This window comes from Brevundimonas sp. AVps5 (assembly GCF_058681515.1).
Window position 1 is genome coordinate 1,363,675 of sequence record NZ_CM178740.1, and the last position, 25,863, is coordinate 1,389,537.

Genomic DNA, 25,863 nt, shown 5'->3' on the forward strand with positions numbered 1-25,863 from the left:
GCGCCGAAGGCGATCTGTTCAGGCAGGATGTTGACAGCGGCGGTGCGCGCGACAGGTTCGCGCTCTCGCGCGCCGCTGCGTCCCCCGGTCTGCGGCGCGAAGGCGCGCCTTGCCGGAGGATGACGAAAAGAAAAGGGTTCTGGTGACGCGGTGTCGGCCCGCCGCTAGAAGCCAAAGAAAACGACCAACCGGGACACCCTATGGATTTCGCCCTCACCGACGACCAGCGCGCCATTCAGGACGCGGCGCGCGCCTTTGCCGATGCGGAGCTGGCGCCGCATTCGGCCGAGTGGGACGAGACCAAACATTTCCCGGTCGACGTGATGCGCCGCGCGGCCGAGACCGGGTTCGCCGCCATCTATGCCGGCGAGGAGCACGGTGGCATGGCGCTGGGCCGGGTCGAGGCGGCCCTGATTTTTGAAGAACTGGCGCACGGGGACGTGTCGACGGCGGCCTTCATCTCGATCCACAACATGGCGACCTGGATGATCGACCGGTTCGGGTCGGACGATCTGCGGGCGCGCTATGGACCGCGGCTGGCGATGATGGAGCTGATCGCCTCCTACTGCCTGACCGAGCCCGGGTCCGGGTCGGACGCGGCGGGGATGCGGACCAGCGCGACGCGGGACGGCGACGACTATGTGCTGAACGGCTCCAAGGCCTTCATCTCGGGGGCGGGCACGTCGGACGTCTATGTGGTGATGGCGCGGACCGGCGAGCCGGGGCCGAAAGGTATCTCGGCCTTCGTGGTCGAGAAGGGCGCGCCGGGGCTCAGCTTCGGGGCGCAGGAGAAGAAGATGGGCTGGAACTCCCAGCCCACGGCGATCGTCCAGTTCGACGACTGCCGCGTGTCGGCGGCCAATCTGCTGGGCCAGGAAGGCGACGGCTTCCGCTATGCGATGATGGGGCTGGACGGCGGGCGGCTGAACATCGCGGCCTGTTCGCTGGGCGGGGCGCGGCTGGCCCTGGAGACGACCCAGGCCTATGTCGCGACACGCAAACAGTTCGGCAAGGCCCTGGCCGAGTTCCAGAACACCCAGTTCAAGCTGGCCGACATGGCCACCGCGCTGGAGGCCGCGCGGCTGATGGTGCTGCGCGGGGCCTGGGCGCTGGACACCAACCATCCCGAGAAGACCAAATGGTGCGCCATGGCCAAGCGGATGGCGACCGACGCCTGTTTCGAGATCGCCGACGAGGCGCTGCAGTTGCACGGCGGCTACGGCTATCTGAAGGACTATCCGCTGGAGCGGATCGTGCGCGACCTGCGGGTCCATCGCATCCTGGAAGGTACCAACGAGATCATGCGGGTGATCACGGCGCGGGAGATGATGCGGCAGTGAAGGATCCTGCCGGTTGAGAGCCGGCCGCTGGACCGACAGGAAAAGGGCTGTTATTCTGACCATAATGGTCAGGAGTGCGAAATGCGCGAAGTGGGTATCCTGGAAGCCAAAACCGGGCTGTCGGGACTGGTCGCAGATGTTGAACGCACGGGAGAAGCAGTGGTCCTGACGCGACATGGTCGGGCCGCCGCCAAGATCGTACCCATCGACCGTTCGCCGAAGGCAGGTTCACGTGATCGCGCCGAGGTTGTTCGGGAAATCCTGGCCAGGCGTGACGCCCGACCTGTACTCTCCGACTGGGAACAGCTGAGTTGGGATGTATTGAAGCGGATCGCGCGAAATGAAGACCGTCACGATTGATGCATCGGCCGCCGCGAGTTGGCTACTTCCGATGCAGCGAACGTCGGCAGCGGATAGTTTTCTTGAGGATGATCAGCCGCGCCGGCTGATTGCCCCGGACATCTTCGCGTGGGAAATCGGCAATCTTCTTGCCCGCAACGCGAGGCGCAATGTGGAGGCCGCTGCGGGTTACCTACAGGATCTCCACGCCCTGGATATTCAGGTCACGGCCCCCCGGGATAGCGAGTCGGTTCTGGGACTGGTGGACTTCGCGGCCCGGGAAGGGCTGAGCCTTTTTGACGCGGCCTATCTGTTCCTCTGTCTGGAGCGAGGCGCAGCGCTGGCTTCGCGTGATGCACGCCTTCTGGACACCGCTCGCGCCGCTGGCGTGGACGTATTCGATCTTCGTGACTAAGCGGGAACCATGATTCCTGAACCTGAAATCCTTACGCGTATCGCCTCCGGCGTTGGCGTCATCACCCTGAACCGGCCGAAGGCGCTGCATGCGCTGAATCTCGGCATGTGCGAGGCGATGACGGCGGCCCTGCTGGCGTGGCGGGACGATCCGGCGGTGACCTCGGTGCTGCTCGACCATGCGGGCGAGCGGGGCTTCTGCGCCGGTGGGGACATCCGGATGATCGCCGAAAGCGGGGCGACCGATGCGGTGGAGGCGAGGGCCTTCTTCCTCAGCGAGTACCGGCTGAACCATCTGATGTTCGAATACCCGAAGCCGGTCACGGTGATCGTGGACGGGATCGTCATGGGGGGAGGGGTCGGGATTTCGGAGCCGGCCAACGTGCGGATCGCGACGGAGCGGACGACCTATGCGATGCCGGAGACGGGGATCGGCCTGTTCCCCGACGTGGGCGGAGGCTGGTTCCTGCCGAGGCTGCCGGGGGAGACCGGGACCTGGCTGGCGTTAACGGGCGCGCGGCTGAAGGCGGCCGACACGGTGGCGCTGGGGATCCACACCCATTTCGTCGCCTCGGAAGGCGTGCAAGCGCTGAAGGCGGACCTGCTGACCCGGGGGGCGGACGTTGTCGCGGGTCACTCGACGGAGGCCGGGCCCTCGCCGCTGGCACCGTATCGCGAGGGCATCGACCGGCTGTTCGCCTTCGACACGGTCGAGGACATCTTCGCCGGGCTGGAGGCCGACGGGTCGGACTGGGCGATGGCGCAGCTGACGACGCTGAGGACCAAGTCGCCGCAGTCGTTGAAGGTCACCCTGCGCCAGTTGCGGGCCGGGCGGGCGATGCAGACCTTCGCCGAGGTGATGGCGATGGAATACCGGCTCGGCGGCCGGGTGGTGCGGAGCCACGACTTCCAGGAGGGGGTGCGGGCCGTCATCGTCGACAAGGACAATGCGCCGAAATGGTCGCCGGCGACGCTGGAAGACGTGTCGGACGCCGCTCTCGACGCCCTGTTCGCGCCGCTGCCCGCCGACGAGGACTGGACGCCGCTGTCCTGATCCCTTGCATCCTGTGACGCTCTCGCGCGTATGTCCGTCGAACCGCTGTTCGAGGATCGCGCCATGCTGAAAATGTCCCTGCTCGCCGCAACCGCCCTGGCCCTGGGCGCGTGCGCGCCGATGATGTCGGGGGAGACGCCGGTTGATCCGGCGGACCGTCCCTCGGCCGTCGTCAACGACTATGCCCTGGCCATCGCCGATCCCCTGCGGCCGGCCGGCGAGGTGGCGCGTGATCCGCTGAGGAAGCCGGCCGAGATGCTGGCCTTCGCACAGATCGACGGCGGCGAACGGATCGCCGACGTGCGGCCGGAAGAGGGCTATTTCAGCCGCCTGTTCGCCCGCGCCGTGGGTCCGGAAGGCCGGGTCTACGCCTATGTGCCGAACCAGACGGCGGCACGCGAGAACGCCTTCGGCGACACCCTGGCGACCGACTATCCGAACGTGACCCGGCTGACCGGAGCGCTGGAGGAATTCGCCATCCCCGAGCCGCTGGACGTCGTCTTCATGGGCCAGGAATACCACGACTTCGTCATCGACCGGTTCAACGTCGACGTGGCGGCGATGAATGCGGCGGTGTTCAAGGCGCTGAAGCCGGGCGGCCTCTATGTCATTCTCGATCACCAGGCGGCACCGGGAGCGGGGACCTCGGTCGTCGGCACCCTGCACCGGATCGAGGGATCGGCCCTGCGCGCCCAGGTCGAGGCCGCAGGCTTCATCTTCGACGGCGAGACCGGGGCGGTTCGCAACCCGGAGGACGACCACAGCCTGTCGGTCTTCGACGAGGCGATCCGGGGCCGAAGCGATCAGTTCGTCTATCGCTTCCGGAAGCCGGGCTAGACCTCGCGCGTTTCGAACATCAGCATCGAGGCTCCGCCGGTGGCGAAGCCGGCGACGTCCCCGGCGGCTGCCTGACCCTGGGGGCTGGCGAAGGCGGCGGCGATGTCCGCAAGGCTGTCGAACGTCAGGGTGGCGATCAGATGGACGTCGGAGGGACCCTCCGGCGTCATGACCGGGCCCTCGGTGACCTCGAAACGTCGCAGACCCGGGATCGCCCTGGCGAGCGGGATGAGGACGTCACGATAGTGGGTATCGAAGGCTGCGGGGTCAGCGGGCTTGCCATAGGTCACGATGAGCTGGGCCACGGACATCTCCTTGGGTTGGGATCCAGCGATATCATGAATTCGAGGACAGGAATCCGGCTTCCGCTGACGCCGTTCGCCGGACGCGATACAAGGCTGGGCGCGCCGCGAGAGCGCCAAGGGAGAGAGCCATGCGTCGTTCGCTGATCCTGGCCGTTTCGGCCGCCGTCCTGATGTCGACCGGAGGCTTCGCGCCCGGGCCCCAGGACGCCGGTGCCTATGCCGCCGTGCTTGCCGACCCGGATCGGCCCGAGGCCGATACGGCCCGGGACGCAGCGCGCAAGACCGCCGAAACCCTCGCCTTCGCCGAGGTCGAGCCGGGTCAGACGATCGGCGACATGATCATCGGCGGTGGCTATTTCACCCGCGTCTTCGCCAGCGCTGTGGGCGATGAGGGCGGCGTCGTCGCCTGGCAGCCGGCCGAGTTTATCGCCTTCCAGGCCAGCTACGGCGAGAGCCTGACCACGGTGGACGAGGCGAAGGAGAACGTCTCGGCCATCCGTTCTCCGATCGGCGCTCCGGAGTTCCCGGCCGGGATGGACCTGATCTTCACGGCCCAGAACTATCATGACCTGCACCTGCAGCCCTTCCCGGCGGACACGGCGGCGAAGGTCAATGCGGCGGTGTTCGCCGCGCTGAAGCCGGGCGGCCTTTATGTGATCATCGACCACGCGGCGCTGCCGGGCGCAGGCATCGGCGTCGCCCACACCCTGCACCGGATCGACATCGCCGACGTGAAGCGCGAGGTCGAGGCGGCGGGTTTCGTGCTGGACGGCGAGAGCGGCATCCTGCTGAACGCTGAAGACCCGCTGACGGCCAACGTCTTCGACCCTTCGATCCGGGGACAGACCAGTCAGTTCATGCTGCGCTTCCGCAAACCCGCCTGACGGTCTAACCCGGAGGAAAATCGCTTCCGGGAGAGACTCAGCCATGACCAGGATCGCCTTCATCGGCCTCGGCAATATGGGCGGCGGCATGGCCGCCAACCAGGCGAAAGCCGGCCATGCGGTCGCGGCCTTCGACCTGTCGGCGGCGGCGCTGGACCGGGCGAAAGGCGCGGGCTGCACGCCGGTCGCCTCGGTCGCCGAGGCCGTGCGCGACGCGGATGTGGTCATCACCATGCTGCCGGCCGGACCTCATGTGCTGAAGGTCTATTCGGAACAGATCATCGGCGTGGCGCCGTCCTCGGCCCTGCTGCTCGACTGTTCGACCATCGATGTCGATACGGCGCGCAAGGTCGCGGGACTGGCGCAGGAGGCGGGCTACGCCTTCGCCGACGCGCCGGTGTCGGGCGGGACGATGGCGGCGGACGCCGGGACCCTGGCCTTCATGGTCGGTTGCGACGAGGCGGACTTCGCCCGCATCGAGGCGGCGCTGGAGCCCATGAGCCGGGCGACCTTCCGCGCCGGCGACCACGGGGCGGGGCAGGCGGCCAAGATCTGCAACAACATGATCCTGGGCATCACCATGCTGGGGACCTGCGAGGCGATCGCCCTGGCCGAGAAGCTGGGGCTGGATCCGGTCAAGTTCTTCGATATCGCGGCCAAGTCGTCGGGCCAGAGCTGGTCGGTGACCACCTACTATCCGTGGCCCGGTCCGGTGCCGACGGCACCGTCGAACCGGAACTACGACGGCGGGTTCGCCACGGCGATGATGCTGAAGGACCTGAAGCTGGCCCAGGACGCGGCGGCGAAGGCGGGGGCGAGCACCCCGCTGGGGGCCCAGACCGAGGCCCTGTTCCAGCTGTTTGACCGTCTGGGCTTCGGCGGCCGCGATTTCTCGGGCATCCTGCAGATGCTGCGCGGGAAGCTGGACGAGTTGCCGAAGGGGTGAGGTCTAGGCGGGCTGCTGCTGGGTGGCGCAGTGTATGCCGCCGCCGGACTCGCCCAGGGCATCGATGTTCAGTTGCACGACGTCCCGGCCGGGGTAGAGGGAGGCCAGGATCTCGCGCGCTTCCGCATCCACCCGACGGTCGCCGAACTCGGGTGCGATGACCGCTCCGTTGCAGACGTAGTAGTTGACGTAGCTCGAGACGAAATCGTCGCCGTGACCCCGGATGTCGATCGGCTCGGGCAGGCGCACGATGTCCAGCTTGCGCCCTCGCGCATCGGTCGCCTGTTTCAGTACGTCGAGGGTTTCGTGGGCCGCGACCGACCATGGGTCGTCAGGGTCGACCTCGTTGTCGATCTGGATGATCACCCGGCCGGGCTCGACGAAGCGGGCGAGGGCGTCGATGTGGTAGTCGGTGATGTCCGCGCCGATGACGCCGGGCGCCCAGATCATCCTGGTGGAGCCGATGGCCCGGCCCAGACGATCCGCGATCTGATCCGCCGTCAGGTCGGGGTTGCGGTTGGCGTTCACCCAGCTGCTGGCGTGCGCCAGCATGGTTCCGGCCCCGTCATGCTCGAGCCCGCCCTGCTCGCCGATCACGCCGCTGTCGATCAGCGGCAGTCCGAGGCGCTCGGCCACCCGTGCGGCGATGCGGGCGTCGTTCCGATGAGGTTGCTTGTCGCCCCAGCCGTTGAACTGGATAAGGGCGACGGCCAGGTTTCCAGCGGCGTCCTTCACGAAGGTCGGACCGCTGTCGCGGCACCACAGGTCGTCGGTGGGGATGTCCCAGATCTCGACCTGGCCACTGAACCGGCGCGGATCCAGCCCCGGTGCATCCGGAGCGGCCATCAGGGCCACGGGCTCGTGATCGCTGATGGCGTTGGCGATGTCGACGATGGTCGACTGGACGGCGGCGAGATCGCGCGGACCATAGACATCGAGGCTCACCGGCCATTGCATCAATGTCCGCAGATGCGGCGCGCTCTCCGGCGGCATGTGATGGCCACCGGCGGCCCGGGTCGGGGACGGTGAGCAACCCGTGGAGGCCAGGCCCATGGTGACAAGTCCGGTGCGGATCATCTGACGGCGATTCATCATCGAGAGTCCGGAAGGCGTGAAATCCATAGTGAAACCGCTCGACCGAGCGCCGTTGGCGACCTGAACCATATTTTTTCAGGGAACCCCGGGGCCGGGGCACCAGTCTTTTCAGGGTGGCGACTTTGCGCGCAAGACCGCACGAACGAAACTGAGAACCGTTATCAATTAGAAGGTTGCGACCATTTTGCAGCCGGTGGCGATAGACTTTCGCCGGCCCGGAGCGCACATACCGGGCGATCCAGAGAGACCACGCGAGTATCAGGGTTGTTCGACTACACCGCCGCATTCCAGTCCGCCGTCGACCAGGTGAAGGGCGAAGGGCGCTATCGCGTCTTCGCCGACCTGAAGCGGGTGCGTGGCCAGTTCCCGAAGGCCGTGCGTCGCCGTGAAGACGGGTCCGAGCAGGACGTGGTCATCTGGTGCTCCAACGACTATCTCGGCATGGGCCAGCATCCGGTCGTGCTTGAGGCCATGCAGGCCGAACTGGACGCCGTGGGCGCTGGTGCCGGCGGCACGCGCAACATCTCGGGCACCACGCGTTCGGCGGTGGATCTGGAGGCCGAACTGGCGTCCTGGCACCAGAAGGAAGCGTCGCTTCTGTTCACCTCGGGCTATGTGGCCAACGAGGCGACGCTGACGACGCTGCAGCGCATCCTGCCGGGCCTGATCATCTTCTCCGACAGTCTGAACCATGCCTCGATGATCGCGGGGATCCGGAACGGCGGCTGCGAGCGGCATGTCTTCCTGCACAACGACCTGACCCACCTCGAACACCTGCTGGCCGCAGCGCCCGCCGATGCGCCCAAGCTGATCGCCTTCGAGAGCGTCTATTCGATGGACGGCGACATCGCCGACCTGGCCGGGACCATCGCCCTGGCGAAGACATACAACGCCCTGACCTATCTCGACGAGGTCCATGCCGTGGGCCTCTACGGCGCGACCGGTGCGGGCGTGGCCGAGCGCGACGGCGTGCTCGACGGCATCGACATCGTCGAATGCACCCTGGGCAAGGCCATCGGCGTCATGGGCGGATATATCGCCGGCGATGCGATGATCATCGACGCCGTGCGTTCGTGGGCCTCGGGCTTCATCTTCACAACCTCACTGCCGCCGGCCCTGACCGCCGGTGCCCTGGCCTCGGTAAGGCATCTGAAGGCCCATCCGGAGTTGCGGGTCGCTCATCAGGAGCGCGCGCAGACGCTGAAGGACCGTTTTGCCGCCGCCGGCATCCCGGTGATGCCGAGCGAGAGCCATATCGTGCCGGTCTTCGTCGGGGATCCGGTTCATGCCAAGCTTATCTCCGATATGCTGCTGGAAGAGTTCGGCGTCTATGTGCAGCCGATCAACTATCCGACCGTGCCCAGGGGCACCGAGCGCCTGCGCTTCACCCCCTCGCCAAACCACGACGACGGCATGATGGACGCCCTGGTCAGCGCGATGGACAGGCTGTGGACCCACTGCCACATCGCCCGGATGCCGGTCGCAGCGTAAGCGATTTCCGGCTGCTGCGGATTCGCGGTATGCTGACGGCATGAACGTCCACCAGCCGATCCCGGAGGCACCGGTCGAGGAGGAAGACTTCTTTCTCATGTCGAACCTGCGCCCGAAGCACACCGGTTTGCCGATGACTGTGTGGGTCAGCCACAAGGGCCACGCTCGACACGATGCCCGGGTAAAGGTGAGCCGGACCCCTGGCGACAAGATCGACATCGAGGATATGGCCGTCGTCGGGATTCGACCGACGCCCACCCTGATCGAGGGTCAGCTCGACGCGACAAGCCTGCGGCAGGTCCAGCACTGGATCGGGCTGAACGAGGCCGTTCTGATCGGTTTCTGGGACGGCGAACTCGATACCGTCGAGATGCTCCAGGGCCTGAAGCGCCTTTGACCGACGACCTGGGCGAGGTCATCATCGAGGCGATCCGCAACGGGACCTATCTCAAGGTCACGGCCGTCCATGTCGCCACGGGGTTGGAGGCGGCGGCTGTAGGCCCCGCGGCGGAACCCAGGGCGGTCGAGCGTCTCGCCATCGCCAAGCTGGGCGCAGCCGTCCGACGGGGACGTGCGACGGGCGTATAAAAGATCCGTAAGTTGCGGTCAGCGGGATCAAGAGCGAAGCTGCGCGCGTCTTGGGAAATGGAGGGGCGGCGTGACCGATCTGGATTCAAAGCCTGTCCGGCTTCAGACGGGGCTCGCCCTGTCGCTGCTCTGGGCGACCCTGATGGGTCTCTACATCTACAACGACTATTTCAGCCTCTATATGCCGGGTACGATCGAGGATATGGCGGCCGGAAAACTGGGTCCCCTTGGTCAGGCCAACGATGCGGTGATGGTCGCCGTGTCGGCGATGCTGGCCATACCGGCACTGATGATCTTCCTGTCTTCGGCCCTTCCGCGTGCAATCAGCAGATGGACAAATGTGGTGCTGGGCGTGGTCTATACCGCCATCCAGGTGTTGACTGTCATCGGCGGGTCCAAACCCTTCTATCTGATGGTGGTGGCGCTTGAGATTCTGGTGACCCTGACCATTGTGGTCTATGCTCTCCGCTGGTCTCGGGAGCACTGATCCGGGCCACGCGGCTGCAGCCTTTGGTCGGCTTCTGACACAAGATGTTGTGGTCAACCGGCGCGAGGACTAGACAGGCGGCCTCCCTTCCCGTCAGCCCGGACCTGCCCGTGACCGCTCCCTTCATTCACGACGCCTATTTCTCCAAGGGTCTGGCCGCGGCCGATCCGGACGTGTCCGGCGCGATCCAGAACGAACTGCATCGTCAGCAGGAACAGATCGAGCTGATCGCGTCCGAGAACATCGTCTCCAGGGCGGTGCTGGAGGCCCAAGGGTCGGTGCTGACCAACAAATATGCCGAGGGCTATCCGGGCCGGCGCTACTACGGCGGCTGCGAGTTCGTCGATGTGACCGAGGATCTGGCGCGCGAGCGGGCCAAGCAACTGTTCGGTGCGGCCTTCGCCAACGTTCAGCCCCACTCGGGCGCACAGGCCAACCAGGCGGTGTTCTTCGCCCTGCTTCAGCCCGGCGACACCTTCCTGGGGATGGATCTGGCGGCCGGCGGCCACCTGACGCACGGTTCCCCGGCCAACCAGTCGGGCAAATGGTTCCGGCCAGTGACCTACAAGGTCCGCGAGAGCGACCACCTGATCGACTACGACCACGTCGCCGAGATGGCCCAGAAGGAAAAGCCCAGGCTGATCGTGGCCGGTGCCAGCGCCTACAGCCGCCACATCGACTTCGCCCGGTTCCGCGAGATCGCCGACAGCGTGGGTGCCTGGCTGATGGTCGACATGGCCCACTATGCGGGGCTGGTCGCCGGCGGCGCCTATCCGAACCCGGTGCCGCATGCCCACGTGGTGACGACGACGACCCACAAGACCCTGCGCGGTCCGCGTGGTGGCATGATCCTCAGCAACGACATCGAGCTCGGCAAGAAGTTCAACTCGGCCGTCTTCCCGGGTCTGCAGGGCGGGCCGCTGGAGCATGTCATCGCGGCCAAGGCCGTGGCCTTCGGCGAGGCGCTGAAGCCCGAGTTCAAGCTCTACGCGAGACAGGTCGTGGCCAATGCGCAGGCGTTGGCCGGTGTTCTGATCGAGCGCGGCCTGGCGGTCGTTTCCGGCGGCACCGACAGCCACATCGTTCTGGTCGATCTGCGGCCCAAGAGCGTGACCGGCAAGGCGACCGAGCTGCAGCTCGAACACGCCCTGATGACCTGCAACAAGAACGGCGTGCCGTTCGACACAGCGCCGTTCACGGTCACCTCGGGCGTTCGCCTGGGCACGCCGGCCGGTACGACGCGCGGGTTCCGCGAGGAAGAGTTCAGGCAGATCGGTCACTGGATCGCCGACGTCGTTTCGTCGATGAACGGAGGCGACGAGGCCGATCCGGCCGTGATCGCCGAGGTCGCCGGCCAGGTGCGGGCCCTGACCGCCCGCTTCCCGATCTACGGATAAGGCGCTGAAATGAAGTGCCCCTTCTGCGGCAACGCGGACAGCCAGGTGAAGGACAGCCGCCCGTCGGACGACGGTGCTGCGATCCGTCGTCGCCGGTCCTGTCCCAACTGCAACGGGCGCTTCACGACCTTCGAGCGGGTCCAGTTGCGCGAGCTGGTGATCCTCAAGCGCAACGGGCGGCGCACGCCCTTCGACCGCGACAAGCTGGAACGGTCGCTGGCCATCGCACTGCGCAAACGCCCGATCCAACCCGAGCAGGTCGAACAGCTGGTCAGCCGCATCGTGCGTCAGCTGGAGAGTCTGGGCGAGACGGAGATCCCGTCCAGCGTCGTCGGCGACTTCATCATGAAGGCGCTGAAGGGCGTCGATGAGGTCGCCTATGTCCGCTACGCCTCCGTCTACAAGGACTTCCGGGCGACCGGTGATTTCGCCCGGTTCCTCGGCGACGAGGGCCTGGACGACGATCAGGGATCATCGAGAAGCTGATGAGACCGCGCATCACCTGGAAGGTCGCCACGTCGCTGGACGGGCGGATCGGCACGTCGACAGGCGAGAGCCAGTGGATCACGGGCTCACAGGCGCGCGAGCAGGGCCATCGGCTGCGTGCCGCCAACGACGCCGTGCTGGTTGGGGTCGAGACCGTGCTGGCGGACGATCCGCGCCTGACGGTGCGGCTGCCAGAGGGCGAGACGGGCAAGGATCCGTTGCGGGTCGTGCTGGACAGCCGGCTGAGAACGCCGTCTTTCGCGCGACTGGCCAGGTCCGGCACGCTGATCCTGACGACCCGGGAGCCGAGCCCGGTCGGTGAGGCGGAGGTCCTGAAGGTGAAGGGCGATTCCCATGGCCGCCCAACCGTCGACGCCGTGCTGGAAATCCTGTCCGGGCGCGGCGTGAAATCCCTGATGATCGAGGGCGGCGGGCGGGTGGCGGCCTGTTTCGTGACGGCGGGCGTGGTCGACGCCATCGAATGGTTCCGGGCCCCGATCCTGCTGGGCGGAGACGGCCGTCCCGGCGTCGCGGCCCTGGCTCTGGCCCGTCTTGCGCATGCGCCGAAATACCGGCGCCTTGCGGCGGAGCCCATGGGTGACGACCTGTGGGAACGCTACGAGAAAGTACTTTGATGTTTCCCGCCGTCTTATCCGAAAACCGGCGTCCACTTTGCGGGACGGCGGGCTGACATGTTCACCGGAATCATCACCGACATCGGCCGGGTCCGCTCGGTTGTCCAGACGGCGCGGGACCGTCGTTATGAGGTCGAGACGACCTGGGACGTCCCGGGCATCGACCTGGGGGCGTCCATCAGCCACGCCGGGTGTTGCCTGACCGTGGTGGAGAAGGGCGACGTCTGGTTCGCCGTCGAGGTTTCGGGCGAGACCCTGGACAGGACGACGCTGGGCGACTGGGCTGCCGGAACGCCGGTCAATCTGGAGCGGGCGACGAGGGTCGGCGACGAACTGGGCGGCCATATTGTCTCGGGTCATGTCGACGGACTTGGCACGGTCGTGGAGATCACGCCCGAGGGTGGATCGCACCGGATCGTCATCGAGGCGCCGGCGCCGCTGCACCGGTTCATTGCCGCCAAGGGCTCGATCACTGTCGACGGGGTCTCCCTGACGGTGAACAGGGTGGACGGCCGCCGCTTCGGGCTGAACATCATTCCACACACCTGGGAGGCGACGACACTCGGCACCCTCAAGGTCGGGAGCGCGGTCAATCTGGAGATCGACATGCTGGCGCGTTACCTCGCGCGGTGGCAGGAGACAGCGTGATGACCAACACCATCGTCCTGGCCCGCGACATGTTCGACAGTCCGATCAGCCCGATCGAGGATATCCTCGAGGACGCCCGCAACGGCCGTCCCTACATCCTCGTGGACGCCGAGGACCGGGAGAACGAGGGCGACATCATCATTCCGGCGCAGTTTGCGACCCCGGACCAGATCAACTTCATGATCCGTCAGGCCCGTGGGCTCGTCTGCCTGGCCCTGACCGCAGACCGCGCCAGCCAGCTGCGCCTGCCGCCGATGGCCGCCGACAACCGCGAGAGCATGAAGACCGCCTTCACCGTCTCGATCGAGGCGAAGGACGGCGTGACGACCGGCATCTCCGCTGCTGACCGGGCGCGGACGATCCAGGTCGCGACCGACCCGTCGAAGGGCATGGATGACCTCGTCTCGCCCGGCCACATCTTCCCGCTTGTGGCGCGCGACGGCGGCGTGCTGGTCCGTGCTGGCCATACCGAAGCTGCCGTCGACATCAGCCGTATGGCCGGGTTGAACCCGTCCGGCGTGATCTGCGAGATCATCAAGGACGACGGCGAGATGGCCCGTCTGCCGGACCTGATCGGCTTCGCCCAGCTGCACGGGCTCAAGATCGGCACCATCGCCGACCTGATCGCCTATCGACGCCGCACCGAGCGGTTCGTCGAGCGGATCATGGACCAGCCGTTCGAGAGCGTGCACGGAGGCCCGTTCCGCCTGATGCTGTACAGGAACACCATCGAGGGCGCCGAGCACGTCGCCCTGGTCCACGGCCGGATCGAGCCGGACAAGCCGACCCTGGTGCGGATGCATCAGGTGGACTTCGCCGCCGACCTGCTGGGTCATGTCGAGCAGCGTCAGAGCTATATTCCCGACGCCCTGAAGACGATCACCGCTCATGACGGCCCGGGCGTCGTCGTCTTCCTGCGCGATCCGACCCTGCAGGGACTGGCCGAGCGGCTGGCGGGCGTCGACAGGCCGGCGGCGCTCGATCGGTCGCTCAGAAACTACGGTGTGGGCGCGCAGATCCTGCTGGATCTGGGGGTCAAGGACATGATCGTCATGAGCTCGACGCGCCCCGAACCCGCCGCCATCGAAGGCTATGGCCTGCGCATCGTCGGCTGGCGTGACATGGACGGAGAAGACCAATCCTGAAGGATCCCCCCCGCGTTCTCATCGTCGAGGCGCGCTTCTATGACGAACTGGCCGACGCGCTTCTGGAAGGTGCGAAGGATGCGCTGCGTTCGCAGGGTGTGTCGTTTGACGTCGTCACCGTGCCGGGCGCTCTCGAGATCCCGCCGACCATCGCCCTGGCCGAGGAGGCCGGAAAATTCCCGACCGCGCCGCGCTACGACGGCTATGTCGCGCTGGGCTGCGTGATCCGGGGCGAGACCTATCATTTCGAGATCGTGTCGGATCAGTCGGCCGCCGGGATCATGTTGCTGGGCGTCCGGGGTGCCATCATCGGCAATGGCATCCTGACCGTGGAGGACGAGGACCAGGCCTGGGCCCGGGCCCGTCTGTCCGAGGGTGACAAGGGCGGCGGTGCGGCCCGCGCCTGTATGGACCTCATTGCGCTGAAGAAGCGTCTGCGCGTAGGGCTCGGGGAATGACCGAACCCCACTCCATCCAGGCCGTCCTCGCCCAGCTGGCCGAGAACGAACGCGCCCAGGCCGAACCGCAACTGACCAGCCGCCAGCGCCGCGCGCGCACTGTGGCGCGCCTGGCCGCCGTCCAGGCCCTGTATCAGATGGAACTGGCCGGGGAGGGGGTCGAGACGGTCATCACCGAGTTCTCTAACCACCGCTTCGACAGCGACATCGAGGGTGAACCCCTGGCGGAGGCTGATGAGGCCTATTTCGCCGACGTCGTGCGCGGCGTGATCAGCGACCAGAAGGACATCGACACGGCCGTGAAGGCCCGTCTGGCGGCCAACTGGCGCATGGAACGTCTGGATGCGACCCTGCGGGCCCTGCTGCGTTGCGGGGCCTGGGAGCTGATGCACAAGATCGACGTGCCCACGGAAATCGTGATCAACGAGTATGTCGAGCTGGCCAAGGCCTTCTTCGACGAGGCCGAAGCGAAATTCGTCAACGCCGCCCTCGACGGCGTGGCCCGCGACGTGCGCCCGAAGGCATAGGCGTGGCCGCCGTCGACGCCGCCGGTGAGTTCGAGACCATCCGCAAACTCTTCGCCCCCCTGGCCCATCCGGACCACGCCCGGGGCCTGACCGACGATGTGGCGGTGATGCCGACACGGCCCGGCGCGGACCTGGTCCTGACCAAGGACGCGATCGTCGAGGGCGTCCATTTCCTGCCTGACGACCCGCTGGATACGGTCGCGCAGAAGCTGCTGCGGGTGAACCTGTCGGATCTGGCGGCCAAGGGGGCCGAGCCGTTCGGCTATCTGCTGGCCTGTCACTGGTCGCCGCGCTGCGGCTGGCCGGAGCGGCAGGCCTTTGCGGCGGGGCTGGCGGCGGACCAGAAGGCGTTCGGGATCCACCTGCTGGGCGGGGATACGGTTCTGACGCCCGGTCCGGCGTCGTTTTCCGTGACCCTGCTGGGTTGGGCCCCGAAAGGCGGACCGGTCGCCCGCGACGGGGCCAGGCCGGGCCACGGCATCTATGTCACCGGGATGATCGGCGACGGCTGGCTGGGGCTGCAGGCCGCGCGTGGCCGACTGTCGCTGGAAAAGGAGCGCCTCGAAGCCCTCGCAGAACACTATCGCCGCCCCGTGCCGCGTCTGGCCTTCGGTCAGGCGGTGCAGGGGCTGGCCACGGCGATCATGGACGTTTCGGACGGGCTGATCGCCGACCTTGGCCATATCGCGGCGACCAGCGGTGTCGCGGCTTCGGTTCAACTGGAGCTGCTGCCGCGATCGGCGGCGGCGGCGGCCTGGTTTGACACCCGGATCGACGAGGAGGCAGCCCTGGTGAGCCTGGCGACCGGCGGCGACGACTATGAGCTGGTTTTGACGGCCCATCCGTCGGACGAGCCAGCGCTGAGACGCGAGGCGGACCGCCAGCACCTGCGCCTGACCCGCATCGGCACCATCTCGCATGGACGGGGCGTGACGGCGACCCATATCGGCAAGGCGGTCGAGATCGGCAAACCCGGCTGGACCCACGACTGAAACGGTCCCGACCCTGCGCTTCGCTACGGCCGGGATGACAAGGCAACGGAATCTCAACCGGTCCGCGCGATAAACGCGTCATGCGCCGCAGAGATCTCATCGCCCTCGGAACCCTGGCCCTGGCCGGAACAGCGGCCACAGCCGCTTCAGCGTCGGAGGCACCCTCGGGCGGCGGCGCACAGACACTGAATATCGCAGGGGTCGGCCTGCCGATCATCGCGGGTGGCCGGATCCGCAACTATGTCTTCGTGACCATCAGCCTGACGCTCGGCGCACACGCCACGCCGGAGCAGATGCGCGCCAAGGAACCGTATTTCCGCGATGCCCTCGTCCGCGCTGCGCACCGCACTCCGTTTGTGCTGGCCGATGACTGGACCCAGGTCGACGCCCCGGCCGTCTGCGCCATGCTCATGCGGGTCGCGCCGTCGATCTCGGGAGCCGGCTCCATCGCCAGCGCCCAGGTTGCGCTTCAGGCACCGCGTCGCCGCACGGGCGTCCGGCCGACATAGCACAAGCGCTAACGCTCGCGACGCGGTCGCCCGCTGCCTGAGCGCGAGCCCAATGCATTGCTGACAAAAGCGCTGTTGCGTCGACACGACGCAGTTGGCAAGGTTCCGCCGCAATTCCCGCGGGACGCGCTATTGCGTCCGGACTGCGCACGGGGGGACCGGAAGGCGGACAGAGGCGAATAACGCCCGCCGCGCCAAGGGTCCGCGCGCCTAATGCTTTAGGTATGGAAACGCCAATGACGAATTATCTGTGGCTAGTGATAGCCGCCGGTGCGCTGGGGGTCCTTTATGGACTGATCCAGACCGCCAGTTTGATGAAGGCCGAAACCGGCAACGACAAGATGCGGGAGATCGCAGCGGCCATTCAGGAAGGGGCCTCGGCCTATCTGAAGCGCCAGTACACCACCATCGGTATGGTCGGCGTGGTCATCCTGATCATCGCGTGGCTGCTGATCGGCCAGTACGCGGCGATCGGCTTCGTGATCGGCGCGGTCCTGTCGGGCCTGGCCGGGTTCGCCGGCATGCTGATCTCGGTCCGCGCCAACGTGCGCACGGCACACGCCGCGTCGCAGAGCCTGTCCAAGGGTCTGGACCTCGCCTTCCGCTCGGGCGCCATCACCGGCATGTTCGTGGCGGGCGGAGCCCTGCTGGGCGTCGCTGGCTACTACGGCGTGCTGACCGAGGTGCTGGGTCTTGATCCGACGGGCCGCGAGGTCATTGACGGTCTGGTCGCCCTGGGCTTCGGGGCCTCGCTGATTTCCATCTTCGCGCGTCTGGGCGGCGGCATCTTCACCAAGGGCGCCGACGTGGGCGGCGATATGGTGGGCAAGGTCGAGGCCGGCATCCCCGAGGATGATCCCCGCAACGCCGCGACCATCGCCGACAACGTCGGCGACAACGTCGGCGACTGCGCCGGCATGGCCGCCGACCTGTTCGAAACCTATGCGGTGACCACGGTCGCCACCATGGTGCTGGCCGCCATCTTCTTCCGTGATCAGCCCTATGTCGAAACCATGATGCTGTTGCCGCTGGCGATCTGCGGCATCTGCATCGTGACCTCGATAATCGGGTCGTTCTTCGTGCGTCTCGGCAAGTCCAACAACATCATGGGGGCCCTGTACCAGGGCCTGATCGTCACCGGCGTCCTGTCGATCGGCGCGGTCTATCTGGTCATCAACCAGCTGCTCCCTGACAATGCGATCGTCGTAACGACCAGTGGATTGTCCATAACGGCGATGAGTCTGTTCTGGTCGGGTCTGGTCGGTCTGGCGGTCACCGCCGCCATCGTGGTGATCACCGAATACTACACGGGCTCGAACTTCCGTCCCGTGCGGTCGGTCGCCAACGCCTCGGTCTCTGGTCACGGCACCAATGTGATCCAGGGTCTGGCGGTTTCGCTGGAGTCGACGGCCCTGCCGGCGCTGGTGATCATCGTCGGTATCGTGGCCAGCTTCCAGCTGGCCGGTCTGTTCGGCATCGCCATCGCGACCACGACCATGCTGGGTGTTGCGGGCATGATCGTGGCGCTGGACGCCTTCGGTCCCGTGACCGACAACGCCGGCGGCATCGCCGAAATGGCCGGGCTTCCAGCTGACGTCCGTCACGTCACCGACGCCCTCGACGCTGTGGGCAACACCACCAAGGCCGTGACCAAGGGCTATGCGATCGGTTCCGCGGGCCTCGGCGCGCTGGTGCTGTTCGCCGCCTACACCTCGGACCTGCAGTATTTTGCCGCCAATCCGGCGGAGTACCCGTTCTTCGCCAACATGGGCGTGGTCGCCTTCGACCTGACCAATCCCTACGTCGTCGTCGGCCTGCTGTTCGGCGGGCTGCTGCCCTTCCTGTTCGGCGGCATGTCGATGATGGCTGTGGGCCGCGCGGCCGAAGCCGTCGTCGAGGAAGTCCGTCGACAGTTCCGCGAGAACCCCGGCATCATGACCTATGAGGTCAAGCCGGAGTACGGTCGGGCCGTCGATATCCTGACCAAGGCGGCGATCCGCGAGATGATCGTGCCGTCGCTGTTGCCGGTGCTGTCGCCGATCGTCCTGTTCACCGCGATCCTGTTCATCTCGGACAAGGCCAACGCCTTCGCTTCGCTGGGCGCCATGCTGATGGGCGTGATCGTGACCGGCCTGTTCGTGGCCATCTCGATGACCTCGGGCGGCGGTGCCTGGGACAACGCCAAGAAGGTCATTGAAGAGGGCTTCACCGACAAGAACGGCGTCGTCCACGGCAAGGGATCCGAGGCGCACAAGGCCGCGGTGACCGGCGACACGGTCGGCGATCCCTACAAGGACACGTCCGGCCCGGCGGTGAACCCGATGATCAAGATCACCAACATCGTGGCCCTGCTGCTGCTGGCGGTGCTGGCGAGCGGGAACATCGGCTGATCTGCACACGTAGCTGAAACGAAAGAGGCCCCGGAGATCGCTCTCCGGGGCCTTTGTTTTTCCTTTTCCCCTTGCGGGAGAAGGTGGCTCGCGAAGCGAGACGGATGAGGGGTCACGCCGACCGTTGGTGTTGAGGGATCGGTCGCCAACTTCCGCTAGCTGCGTGACCCCTCATCCGACCGCGCCAGAACGACGGCTTCGCCGCCGTGCGCGATCTCCTACTCCCGCAAAGAGAGAAGGACGAGATCCTAGTCCGGACGGCGCTGGCCGGGGACGTCCTCGTCGGTGCGGGGCAACTGGCCGCGGCCGACGTTGCCGAGCAACTGTTCAAGGATGGTCAGCTCACGGCCGCGGGTCGGGGTCTCGCGACGCTCCATGGCGATCTGCTGGCCGTCTTCGAGGTTCAGGTTGCGGACCTCGGTGACCTTGTCGTCGGTTTCGCTGAAGGTGATGGCGGTGACGCTGCGCTGGGACACCTGGGGGCGGTTGTAGGTGTACCGCTCGGTCGTCTGGGAGATGTAGTACCAGATGTTGTCCTCGAAGGTCGAAACCGCCGAGGGCGAACCGAGCTGGGCCAGGACGGTCGACTTGGTGTCGGTACCCGTCACGATATCCTTCGGATTGATGTCGACGACCTGGAAGCCGTGGTTGCCCACGACCGGAGCGCAGGCGACCGCCAGCGGCGCGAGGGCGGCCAGAACGGCGAGACGAACGACGATCTTATTCATGGATACGGGCGCCTGGGACGAAACAAGGTCTTTGACCTAACCGGACCTGACGCCTAGTTCAACGGCGCGGCGGAAAAGGGGCCGTCTACCTGATGCTGAAGAACCTGTTCCGAACCCGATCCGCCGAGCGCATGGGACTGCCGTTGTACACGGCGGCCGTCGAACAGGCGCGCGATCCGCGATTCTACACCGCCCTGGGCGTAAACGACGAGATCGACGCCCGGTTTGAACTCTACACCCTGCACGCGCTGCTGCTCATCCTGCGCCTCCGCGACGAGACGGGAGCCGAAGCCGAACGGGGCGCGGAGGCGGCGCAGAACCTTTTCGATGTCTATGTCTCGGCGCTCGACAACGCGCTGCGGGAGCTGGGCGTGAACGATGTCAGCATGGCCAAGAAGATGCGACGGCTCGGCGAGGCCCTGTACGGGCGGATGACCGCCTATGAAACGGCGCTGCGCGCCGGTGACGCTTCTGAACTGGCCGACGGACTGGCGCGCAATGTCTATGCGGCAGAGTCCGCTGAGCGGGCCGGCGGACTGGCGGCCTATGCCCTGACAGCGCGTGGGGTGCTGGCGAAACAATCGATCGACACGGTGCTGACCGCGCCGGTCTGGCCGGAGGTCAAGGCATGAACCCGGAGCACCGTCTGCCCTTCAGCGAGGTCGTCCGCGTCAACGAGATCGGAGCCGGCCTCGAACGGCATCTGGTTCCCGACGAGGAAGCCCGGAAGCGAATCATCAAGGCGCTGGACCTAGCCTCTTTGGCCGCATTCGAGGCCGATCTGAAGATCGCGCCCGGCCGGGTCGGCTGGACCCTGACGGGTCGGGTCACCGCCACCCTGGAGCAGGTCTGCGGAATCACCCTGGACCCGTTGCCGGTCGAAATCGACGAGCGGTTCTCGGTCAGTCTGGTCGAGGCCGTCGATCCGGAGCCGGACGAGATCGAGGTCACCCTGGACGACGACGCGCCCGACGTCATCGAGGACGGCCGAATCGACCTCGGTCAGTACGCCGTCGAACAGCTGGCCCTGACGCTGGATCCCTTCCCCCGGACGCCCGGCGCGGAATTCGTCCAACCGGAAGAGCCTGCCGAAATCTCGCCTTTCGCTGTCCTGAAAGCATTCACGGCCAGGGAAGACGACGGAAAATCTTGACGTAGCGTCGGCAGCGTTTGCATCCGTTCGTCGCGGCGGTATCCTTGAGACCAGCAGAACGCGTCGCAACGTCGGCGCACCGGAGTTTCCGACCCCTTGCCAACCCCCACATCAATTTCGCTGGACGCCATGGGCGGCGACCATGGTCCGTCCGTCGTCGTCGGCGGTATCCGGGACTATATCCGACGGCATGGAGGGGAGGGGGTCACCTTCCTGCTGCACGGAGACGAGCAGGCGATCGTCGCGGAACTGGCGAAGTTCAATCTGACGTCCGAAGTCTGCGACATCCGCCACACCGAAAAAAAAATCGCGTCCGACGAAAAACCGGCACAGGCGATGCGGCGGGGCAAGGGCTCCAGCCTGTGGAACGCCATCGAAGCCGTGAAATCCGGTGAGGCCGGGGCGGTCGTTTCCGCCGGGAACACCGGCGCCCTGATGGCCATCTCCAAGCTCATCCTGCGCATGTCCGCCCCGGGGCTGGAGCGGCCCGCGATCGTCGCCAGCTGGCCGACCCTGCGGGGCGTCACTGCCGTTCTCGACGTCGGCGCCAATATCGAGAGCGACGCCGAGCAGCTGGTGGAGTTCGCCATCATGGGCGAGGCCTTCCACACCGCCGTTCATGGCGTGGCAAGGCCCACCATCGGCATCCTGAACGTCGGCTCGGAGGACATGAAGGGCCACGAGGCGGTGCGCGAGGCTGCGCGGATCCTGCGCGAGGGCGGTCTGGGTCTGAACTACCACGGCTTCGTCGAGGGCGACGACATCGCCAAGGGCACTGTGGACGTGGTCGTCACCGACGGCTTCACCGGCAACATCGCCCTGAAGACCGCCGAGGGAGTGGCGCGGTTCATCTCGACCCTGCTCAAGGAAGCGCTGACGTCCAGCCTGCAGGCCAAGGTGGGGGCCCTGATCGCCATGCCGGCGTTGAAGGCCATGGGCCAGAAGATCGATCCCAGCGCCATCAACGGCGGCCCCCTGCTGGGGTTGAACGGCATCGTGGTGAAGAGCCATGGCGGTGCCGACGCCAAGGGTTTCGGCAACGCCATCCGCATCGCTGTCGATCTGGCCCGCAGTGACTATATGCAGACCGTCGGCGCCAACCTGGGTCGCCTGGACGACGTCATGCACGCCCCCGCGGCCCCCCAGGCACAGTCCCAAGAGAGCGTTTCGTGAGCGTTACCCGCAGTGCCGTAACCGGCGTCGGCTCCTATCTGCCGGAACAGGTTGTAACCAACGCCGACCTGGCAGAGTTCGTCGACACGTCCGACGAATGGATCATCGAACGCACCGGCATCCGCCAGCGTCACAGGGCGCGCGACGACCAGCCGACCAGCGATCTCGCGGCCGAGGCGGCCCGTCGGGCGCTCGCCGACGCGGGCAGGACCGCCGCCGATGTCGACATGATCATCGTCGCCACCACGACGCCGGACATGACCTTCCCGGCCACCGCCTCGATCGTCCAGCGCAAGATCGGCGCGCCCGTCTGTATCGCCTTCGACGTCCAGGCTGTCTGTTCCGGCTTCGTCTATGCCCTGAGCGTCGCCGACGGCTTCGTGGCGCGGGGCCTGGCCAGATGCGCCCTGGTCATCGGTGCCGAGGAGATGACCCGGCTGATGGACTGGACCGATCGGACGACCTGCGTCCTGTTCGGCGACGGGGCGGGTGCCGTCGTGGTCGAGCCGCGCGAAGGCCAGGGGACCTCTGCCGATCAGGGCCTGCTCGGCTTCGCCCTGCGCTCGGACGGCACCAAGACCGATCTGCTCTATGTCGACGGGGGCCCCTCCAGCACGGGGACGGTGGGTCATCTGCGAATGGCGGGCAATCAGGTGTTCCGTCACGCCGTGGTGAACATCGCCGAAGCCATCACGGCCGCCTGCGCCGCCTCCAGCATCACCGTGCCCGAGGTCGACTGGTTCGTCCCGCATCAGGCCAACCAGCGAATCATCAAGGGTGTCGGCGACCGGCTGGGCCTGGACGAGCAAAAGGTGATCTCCACGGTCGCCATACACGCCAACACCTCGGCCGCCTCGATCCCGCTGGCGCTTGACGCCGCCATTCGGGACGGTCGGATCAAGAAAGGCGATCTGGTGCTTCTGGAGGCCATGGGCGGCGGTCTGACCTGGGGCGCGTGCGCCTTCCGGCTGTGACCCAAGGCGGCAGCGGCCACGGTTGGCTTTGACTTCGCCCGCTTTTCGCCTTCTATGGTATGTCAGGATCAGAGGGGACGAACCTTGGGCGAACTGCAAACCTTGACCCGCGCAGACCTGTGCGAGGCGGTCCACGAAGAGGTCGGCCTGTCGCGACAGGAATGCTCGAACATGGTCGAGCGGACTCTGGAGCTCATCGTCGAGAGCCTCGAGAACGGCGAGACGGTCAAGCTGTCGGGATTCGGCGTCTTCCAGGTGCGCGAGAAACGGGCCCGCATGGGCCGAAACCCGAAGACAGGCGAGCCGGCCGCGATCAACCCGCGCCGCGTCATCAGTTTCCGCGCTTCCCAGATCATGAAATTCCGCGTCCACAGCGCAGGCACCGGCGCCTGATGGCCAAGGGGCCCGACGCCTTCCGGACCATTTCGGAGGCCGCCGAGGCTGTTGGCGCGCCACAGCATGTGCTGCGGTTCTGGGAGACCAAGTTTCCGTTCGTCGCCCCGGTGAAGCGCGCGGGCGGTCGGCGGTTCTACAGGCCTCAGGACATCGTGGTGCTGAAGGCCATCCGCCGGCTGCTGCACGACGAGGGCCTGACCATCAAGGGTGTGCAGCGACTGCACAAGGAACAGGGGCTGGCCCGTATGGCCGCCTATGGCGATCCCGATGCCGGTTTCAGCATGGACGCGGCCCCCGCACCGACCGGGAAACCGACTGCGCCGTCATCCGGGCGTTCCGAGAGCGAACTGCGGGCGATCCTGGCCGATCTGGAGGCTGCCCGCACCCGCCTCGACGCCGTTCTCGCGGGCTGAAACCGGCCATCGAACGCCGGGTGCGTTTTCTCGTTTGCGGCGACGCGAACCCCCCGCTATAGGACCGGCCTCTCGGAGCGTGGCGCAGCCTGGTAGCGCACTTGACTGGGGGTCAAGGGGTCGCAGGTTCGAATCCTGTCGCTCCGACCATCTTCCTCTTCAGGAAAATGAGTCGGCTAGAGGGGTCGCTTTCGGGCGGCCCCTTTTGCATTGTTCAGGGCGCTACCGTTCGCCGCGCGGCGGCTCTCTGCTTGAGCGCGTTCGGAGCGTGACGTCTACCGCTTCTTGAGGAACGGCTTCCCCTCGGCCCATGACATCAGCGGCAACAGGGGGAAACCCCACAGGGTTCCGGCCAGCCCATAGAACAGCAGGGTCGCGACCGGATGATCGGGCACATGGGCACCGACGGCGATGACCAGCCAGACGTAAAAGCCCAGGAAGACAAGGATGCCGACCGAGGCGACCGCACGGCGCGCTCTCAGCCCCATCAGCGGGTGTTCCGGAACAGGTAGTAGGTGATGAGGCCGAGGATCGATCCGCCGCCTGACCAAAGGGTCCAGCCGAACTCGTCCATGGTCGAGGCCCCGAACACCCGCACGGCGAGGAACCAGCCGCAGGCCGCCCCGGTGAAGGCCACAAGCGAGGCGGCGAACAGCCCCCGTCGCCCGGTCAGGAGATCGGCGATCCAGGCCAGCACAAAGGCCCCCACGATGGCGATCACGATATCGGCGTATTCCAGCACACGGCCTCCAGGCAGGTCGGGTTGCGACCTTGCGTCATGACTTCGGACTTTGATCTCGCCACGATCGAAGTGCATACCGCCCCGGTCGTCACGAAAGGCGACAGTGTATCCGTTGGAGCGTCGGGCGTCGAATGAGCCGTTTCGGAAATCGGGACCAGTCGAAAACCGTCGCCATCTGGCTGTTCGTCTGCGCCGCCATGGTGTTCGCCATGGTGGTCATCGGGGGGATCACCAGGCTGACGGGATCGGGCCTTTCGATCACCGAATGGAAGCCGATCATGGGTGCCGTGCCGCCGATGACCGCCGCCGACTGGGCCGACGCGTTCGAGAAATACAAGGCGATCCCGCAATACGTCCAGGTCAACGCCGGCATGAGCCTGTCGGAATTCCAGGGCATCTTCTGGTGGGAATGGCTGCACCGGTTGTTCGGACGGCTGATCGGCCTGGTGTTCGCCCTGCCGTTCTTTGCCTTCCTGGCCTTCCGCCTCCTGTCCGAGCGGTCGTTCCTGGGGCGTCTGGCGATCCCGACCCGCCTGATCTGGCGCTGCGCCGTCCTGCTGGCGCTGGGCGGGCTTCAGGGGGTGATCGGCTGGTGGATGGTGTCCTCGGGCCTGTCCGAACGGGTCGATGTCGCACCCGAGCGGCTGGCGACCCACCTGGGACTGGCCCTGGTGATTTTCGCCGGCCTGATCTGGACGGGGCTGGAAGCCTGGGCCGGCGAGGAGCATTCGCGTTCGCCCGCGGGCTGGAGCAGGGGTGCCGCGATCCTGCTCGGCGCGGTCTTCGTCCAGTGCCTGCTCGGCGGGCTCGTCGCCGGGGCCAAGGCCGGCTTCATCTATACCGACTGGCCATTGATGAACGGCGCCATCCTTGCGCCCGTCGACTGGGGTCTGGGCGGGCTCACCTTCCTGCACGACCACGCCCTGGTCCAGTTCAATCACCGGATCTTCGCCTATGGCCTGCTGATCGCCGGGACGATCTACGCCGTCCAGGCGTGGCGCTGGCGGCTGGCCGAGGGACTGGGCGTTTCGGCCTTCGTCCTGGCCGGCGCACTGTGGCTGCAGGCGGCTCTGGGGATCGTGACCCTGATCCACGCCGTACCGATGTGGCTGGGGGGACTGCATCAGGCCGGGGCGGCGATCGTCCTGGCCCTTGCGACGGCCAATCTGTGGCTCGTCCGGCGCTCCCAACCCCGGCTTTTCATGTCCGGACCGCGCCTCTAGGCACCCGAAATGTGCGGTATTTTAATACCGTTACAAGAAAAACGTGACAGAACAGTATGTTAGTAGATATCAGGCACCGAAACCGGCATTGACG

The 25,863-nt window shown here is 66.5% G+C and carries 33 protein-coding genes and 1 tRNA gene; 29 read left to right on the plus strand and 5 right to left on the minus strand.

The features are described 5' to 3' along the window. The first annotated feature begins 200 nt into the window (after positions 1 to 200). From ACW18A_RS07010 to ACW18A_RS07030, 5 genes are all read left to right on the plus strand, one after another. Positions 201 to 1,340: an acyl-CoA dehydrogenase family protein gene (locus ACW18A_RS07010; RefSeq protein WP_492024064.1), complete on the plus strand. Its 1,140-nt coding sequence runs from the start codon at positions 201 to 203 to the stop codon at positions 1,338 to 1,340. 81 nt (positions 1,341 to 1,421) lie between these two features. Continuing rightward, positions 1,422 to 1,700 (plus strand): type II toxin-antitoxin system Phd/YefM family antitoxin, encoded by a 279-nt coding sequence (locus ACW18A_RS07015; RefSeq protein ID WP_492024065.1) that lies wholly within the window; start codon positions 1,422 to 1,424, stop codon positions 1,698 to 1,700. Then, positions 1,681 to 2,094, plus strand: coding sequence for a type II toxin-antitoxin system VapC family toxin (locus ACW18A_RS07020; protein WP_492024066.1), 414 nt, complete (start codon positions 1,681 to 1,683; stop codon positions 2,092 to 2,094). The genes ACW18A_RS07015 and ACW18A_RS07020 overlap by 20 nt, the downstream gene beginning before the upstream one ends. Before the next feature lie 9 nt (positions 2,095 to 2,103). After that, positions 2,104 to 3,147 (plus strand): enoyl-CoA hydratase/isomerase family protein, encoded by a 1,044-nt coding sequence (locus ACW18A_RS07025; RefSeq protein WP_492024067.1) that lies wholly within the window; start codon positions 2,104 to 2,106, stop codon positions 3,145 to 3,147. Between the two features lie 30 nt (positions 3,148 to 3,177). Further along, complete coding sequence (locus tag ACW18A_RS07030) at positions 3,178 to 3,984, plus strand: class I SAM-dependent methyltransferase (protein WP_492024068.1); 807 nt, start codon at positions 3,178 to 3,180, stop codon at positions 3,982 to 3,984. On the opposite strand, the gene ACW18A_RS07035 is transcribed toward ACW18A_RS07030, so the two are convergent. After that, on the minus strand, positions 3,981 to 4,289 hold the full coding sequence (locus ACW18A_RS07035) for an EthD family reductase (protein WP_492024069.1): 309 nt from the start codon (positions 4,287 to 4,289) through the stop codon (positions 3,981 to 3,983). The two genes, ACW18A_RS07030 and ACW18A_RS07035, sit on opposite strands and share 4 nt — an antisense overlap. 128 nt (positions 4,290 to 4,417) lie before the next feature. On the opposite strand from ACW18A_RS07035, the gene ACW18A_RS07040 reads away from it, so the two are divergent. Next, entirely contained in the window at positions 4,418 to 5,173 is a 756-nt protein-coding gene (locus ACW18A_RS07040; RefSeq protein ID WP_492024070.1) for a class I SAM-dependent methyltransferase, read from the plus strand. 43 nt (positions 5,174 to 5,216) lie between these two features. Continuing rightward, a complete protein-coding gene (gene mmsB / locus ACW18A_RS07045; protein ID WP_492024071.1) occupies positions 5,217 to 6,119 on the plus strand; it encodes a 3-hydroxyisobutyrate dehydrogenase in 903 nt (300 codons plus the stop codon). A gap of 3 nt (positions 6,120 to 6,122) precedes the next feature. Here mmsB and ACW18A_RS07050 read toward each other — a convergent pair whose 3' ends face one another. Beyond that, positions 6,123 to 7,214, minus strand: coding sequence for an agmatine deiminase family protein (locus ACW18A_RS07050; protein ID WP_492024072.1), 1,092 nt, complete (start codon positions 7,212 to 7,214; stop codon positions 6,123 to 6,125). Positions 7,215 to 7,478: 264 nt separating this feature from the next. On the opposite strand from ACW18A_RS07050, the gene hemA reads away from it, so the two are divergent. The 14 genes from hemA (at position 7,479) to ACW18A_RS07120 (ending at position 18,967) form a co-directional block, all read left to right on the plus strand. Continuing rightward, the gene (gene hemA / locus ACW18A_RS07055) at positions 7,479 to 8,705 is read left to right on the plus strand and encodes a 5-aminolevulinate synthase (RefSeq protein WP_492024073.1); all 1,227 of its coding nucleotides are present in this window, start codon (positions 7,479 to 7,481) and stop codon (positions 8,703 to 8,705) included. Between the two features lie 40 nt (positions 8,706 to 8,745). After that, positions 8,746 to 9,102, plus strand: coding sequence for a hypothetical protein (locus tag ACW18A_RS07060; protein ID WP_492024074.1), 357 nt, complete (start codon positions 8,746 to 8,748; stop codon positions 9,100 to 9,102). Next, complete coding sequence (locus ACW18A_RS07065) at positions 9,099 to 9,293, plus strand: DUF6898 family protein (RefSeq protein WP_492024075.1); 195 nt, start codon at positions 9,099 to 9,101, stop codon at positions 9,291 to 9,293. Before ACW18A_RS07060 ends, ACW18A_RS07065 begins: the two co-directional genes overlap by 4 nt. A 70-nt stretch (positions 9,294 to 9,363) precedes the next feature. After that, entirely contained in the window at positions 9,364 to 9,780 is a 417-nt protein-coding gene (locus ACW18A_RS07070) for a DUF6326 family protein (RefSeq protein WP_492024076.1), read from the plus strand. 110 nt (positions 9,781 to 9,890) lie between these two features. After that, complete coding sequence (glyA, locus tag ACW18A_RS07075; protein ID WP_492024077.1) at positions 9,891 to 11,177, plus strand: serine hydroxymethyltransferase; 1,287 nt, start codon at positions 9,891 to 9,893, stop codon at positions 11,175 to 11,177. A 9-nt stretch (positions 11,178 to 11,186) separates the two neighbouring features. Continuing rightward, positions 11,187 to 11,663 (plus strand): transcriptional regulator NrdR, encoded by a 477-nt coding sequence (nrdR, locus tag ACW18A_RS07080; RefSeq protein ID WP_492024078.1) that lies wholly within the window; start codon positions 11,187 to 11,189, stop codon positions 11,661 to 11,663. Further along, positions 11,663 to 12,298 (plus strand): RibD family protein, encoded by a 636-nt coding sequence (locus ACW18A_RS07085; RefSeq protein WP_492024079.1) that lies wholly within the window; start codon positions 11,663 to 11,665, stop codon positions 12,296 to 12,298. The genes nrdR and ACW18A_RS07085 overlap by 1 nt, the downstream gene beginning before the upstream one ends. Positions 12,299 to 12,355: 57 nt before the next feature. Next, positions 12,356 to 12,946, plus strand: coding sequence for a riboflavin synthase (locus ACW18A_RS07090; RefSeq protein ID WP_492024080.1), 591 nt, complete (start codon positions 12,356 to 12,358; stop codon positions 12,944 to 12,946). Next, positions 12,946 to 14,091 (plus strand): 3,4-dihydroxy-2-butanone-4-phosphate synthase, encoded by a 1,146-nt coding sequence (ribB, locus tag ACW18A_RS07095; protein WP_492024081.1) that lies wholly within the window; start codon positions 12,946 to 12,948, stop codon positions 14,089 to 14,091. Before ACW18A_RS07090 ends, ribB begins: the two co-directional genes overlap by 1 nt. After that, a complete protein-coding gene (ribH, locus tag ACW18A_RS07100; protein ID WP_492024358.1) occupies positions 14,088 to 14,549 on the plus strand; it encodes a 6,7-dimethyl-8-ribityllumazine synthase in 462 nt (153 codons plus the stop codon). The genes ribB and ribH overlap by 4 nt, the downstream gene beginning before the upstream one ends. After that, a complete protein-coding gene (gene nusB, locus ACW18A_RS07105) occupies positions 14,546 to 15,076 on the plus strand; it encodes a transcription antitermination factor NusB (RefSeq protein ID WP_492024082.1) in 531 nt (176 codons plus the stop codon). Before ribH ends, nusB begins: the two co-directional genes overlap by 4 nt. A gap of 2 nt (positions 15,077 to 15,078) precedes the next feature. Continuing rightward, a complete protein-coding gene (gene thiL / locus ACW18A_RS07110) occupies positions 15,079 to 16,068 on the plus strand; it encodes a thiamine-phosphate kinase (RefSeq protein WP_492024083.1) in 990 nt (329 codons plus the stop codon). A gap of 80 nt (positions 16,069 to 16,148) precedes the next feature. Next, on the plus strand, positions 16,149 to 16,577 hold the full coding sequence (locus ACW18A_RS07115) for a hypothetical protein (RefSeq protein ID WP_492024084.1): 429 nt from the start codon (positions 16,149 to 16,151) through the stop codon (positions 16,575 to 16,577). A gap of 236 nt (positions 16,578 to 16,813) precedes the next feature. Beyond that, positions 16,814 to 18,967: a sodium-translocating pyrophosphatase gene (locus ACW18A_RS07120; protein WP_492024085.1), complete on the plus strand. Its 2,154-nt coding sequence runs from the start codon at positions 16,814 to 16,816 to the stop codon at positions 18,965 to 18,967. 248 nt (positions 18,968 to 19,215) lie between these two features. Here the strand turns inward: ACW18A_RS07120 and ACW18A_RS07125 are convergent, their stop codons facing one another. After that, entirely contained in the window at positions 19,216 to 19,695 is a 480-nt protein-coding gene (locus tag ACW18A_RS07125; protein ID WP_492024086.1) for an outer membrane protein assembly factor BamE, read from the minus strand. 92 nt (positions 19,696 to 19,787) lie between these two features. Here ACW18A_RS07125 and ACW18A_RS07130 point away from each other — a divergent pair, with 92 nt between their 5' ends. From ACW18A_RS07130 to ACW18A_RS07160, 7 genes are all read left to right on the plus strand, one after another. Beyond that, complete coding sequence (locus tag ACW18A_RS07130; RefSeq protein WP_492024087.1) at positions 19,788 to 20,327, plus strand: ubiquinol-cytochrome C chaperone family protein; 540 nt, start codon at positions 19,788 to 19,790, stop codon at positions 20,325 to 20,327. Further along, a complete protein-coding gene (locus ACW18A_RS07135; RefSeq protein ID WP_492024088.1) occupies positions 20,324 to 20,848 on the plus strand; it encodes a YceD family protein in 525 nt (174 codons plus the stop codon). The genes ACW18A_RS07130 and ACW18A_RS07135 overlap by 4 nt, the downstream gene beginning before the upstream one ends. 129 nt (positions 20,849 to 20,977) lie before the next feature. Next, positions 20,978 to 22,021 carry a phosphate acyltransferase PlsX gene (gene plsX, locus ACW18A_RS07140; RefSeq protein WP_492024359.1) on the plus strand — a complete coding sequence of 348 codons (1,044 nt, stop codon included), beginning with the start codon at positions 20,978 to 20,980 and terminating at the stop codon, positions 22,019 to 22,021. Further along, entirely contained in the window at positions 22,018 to 22,995 is a 978-nt protein-coding gene (locus ACW18A_RS07145; RefSeq protein ID WP_492024089.1) for a beta-ketoacyl-ACP synthase III, read from the plus strand. Before plsX ends, ACW18A_RS07145 begins: the two co-directional genes overlap by 4 nt. Before the next feature lie 54 nt (positions 22,996 to 23,049). After that, positions 23,050 to 23,388, plus strand: coding sequence for an integration host factor subunit alpha (locus tag ACW18A_RS07150; protein WP_492024090.1), 339 nt, complete (start codon positions 23,050 to 23,052; stop codon positions 23,386 to 23,388). Further along, on the plus strand, positions 23,388 to 23,804 hold the full coding sequence (locus ACW18A_RS07155; protein WP_492024091.1) for a MerR family transcriptional regulator: 417 nt from the start codon (positions 23,388 to 23,390) through the stop codon (positions 23,802 to 23,804). Before ACW18A_RS07150 ends, ACW18A_RS07155 begins: the two co-directional genes overlap by 1 nt. Positions 23,805 to 23,877: 73 nt before the next feature. Continuing rightward, a tRNA-Pro gene (locus ACW18A_RS07160) sits at positions 23,878 to 23,954 on the plus strand. Positions 23,955 to 24,079: 125 nt separating this feature from the next. Here the strand turns inward: ACW18A_RS07160 and ACW18A_RS07165 are convergent. Beyond that, entirely contained in the window at positions 24,080 to 24,292 is a 213-nt protein-coding gene (locus tag ACW18A_RS07165; protein WP_492024092.1) for a DUF2842 domain-containing protein, read from the minus strand. Continuing rightward, positions 24,292 to 24,546, minus strand: a complete 255-nt coding sequence (locus ACW18A_RS07170) for a transglycosylase (protein WP_492024093.1) — start codon at positions 24,544 to 24,546, stop codon at positions 24,292 to 24,294. Before ACW18A_RS07170 ends, ACW18A_RS07165 begins: the two co-directional genes overlap by 1 nt. Positions 24,547 to 24,677: 131 nt before the next feature. Here ACW18A_RS07170 and ACW18A_RS07175 point away from each other — a divergent pair, with 131 nt between their 5' ends. Beyond that, a complete protein-coding gene (locus ACW18A_RS07175; RefSeq protein WP_492024094.1) occupies positions 24,678 to 25,769 on the plus strand; it encodes a COX15/CtaA family protein in 1,092 nt (363 codons plus the stop codon). Positions 25,770 to 25,863: the final 94 nt, after the last annotated feature.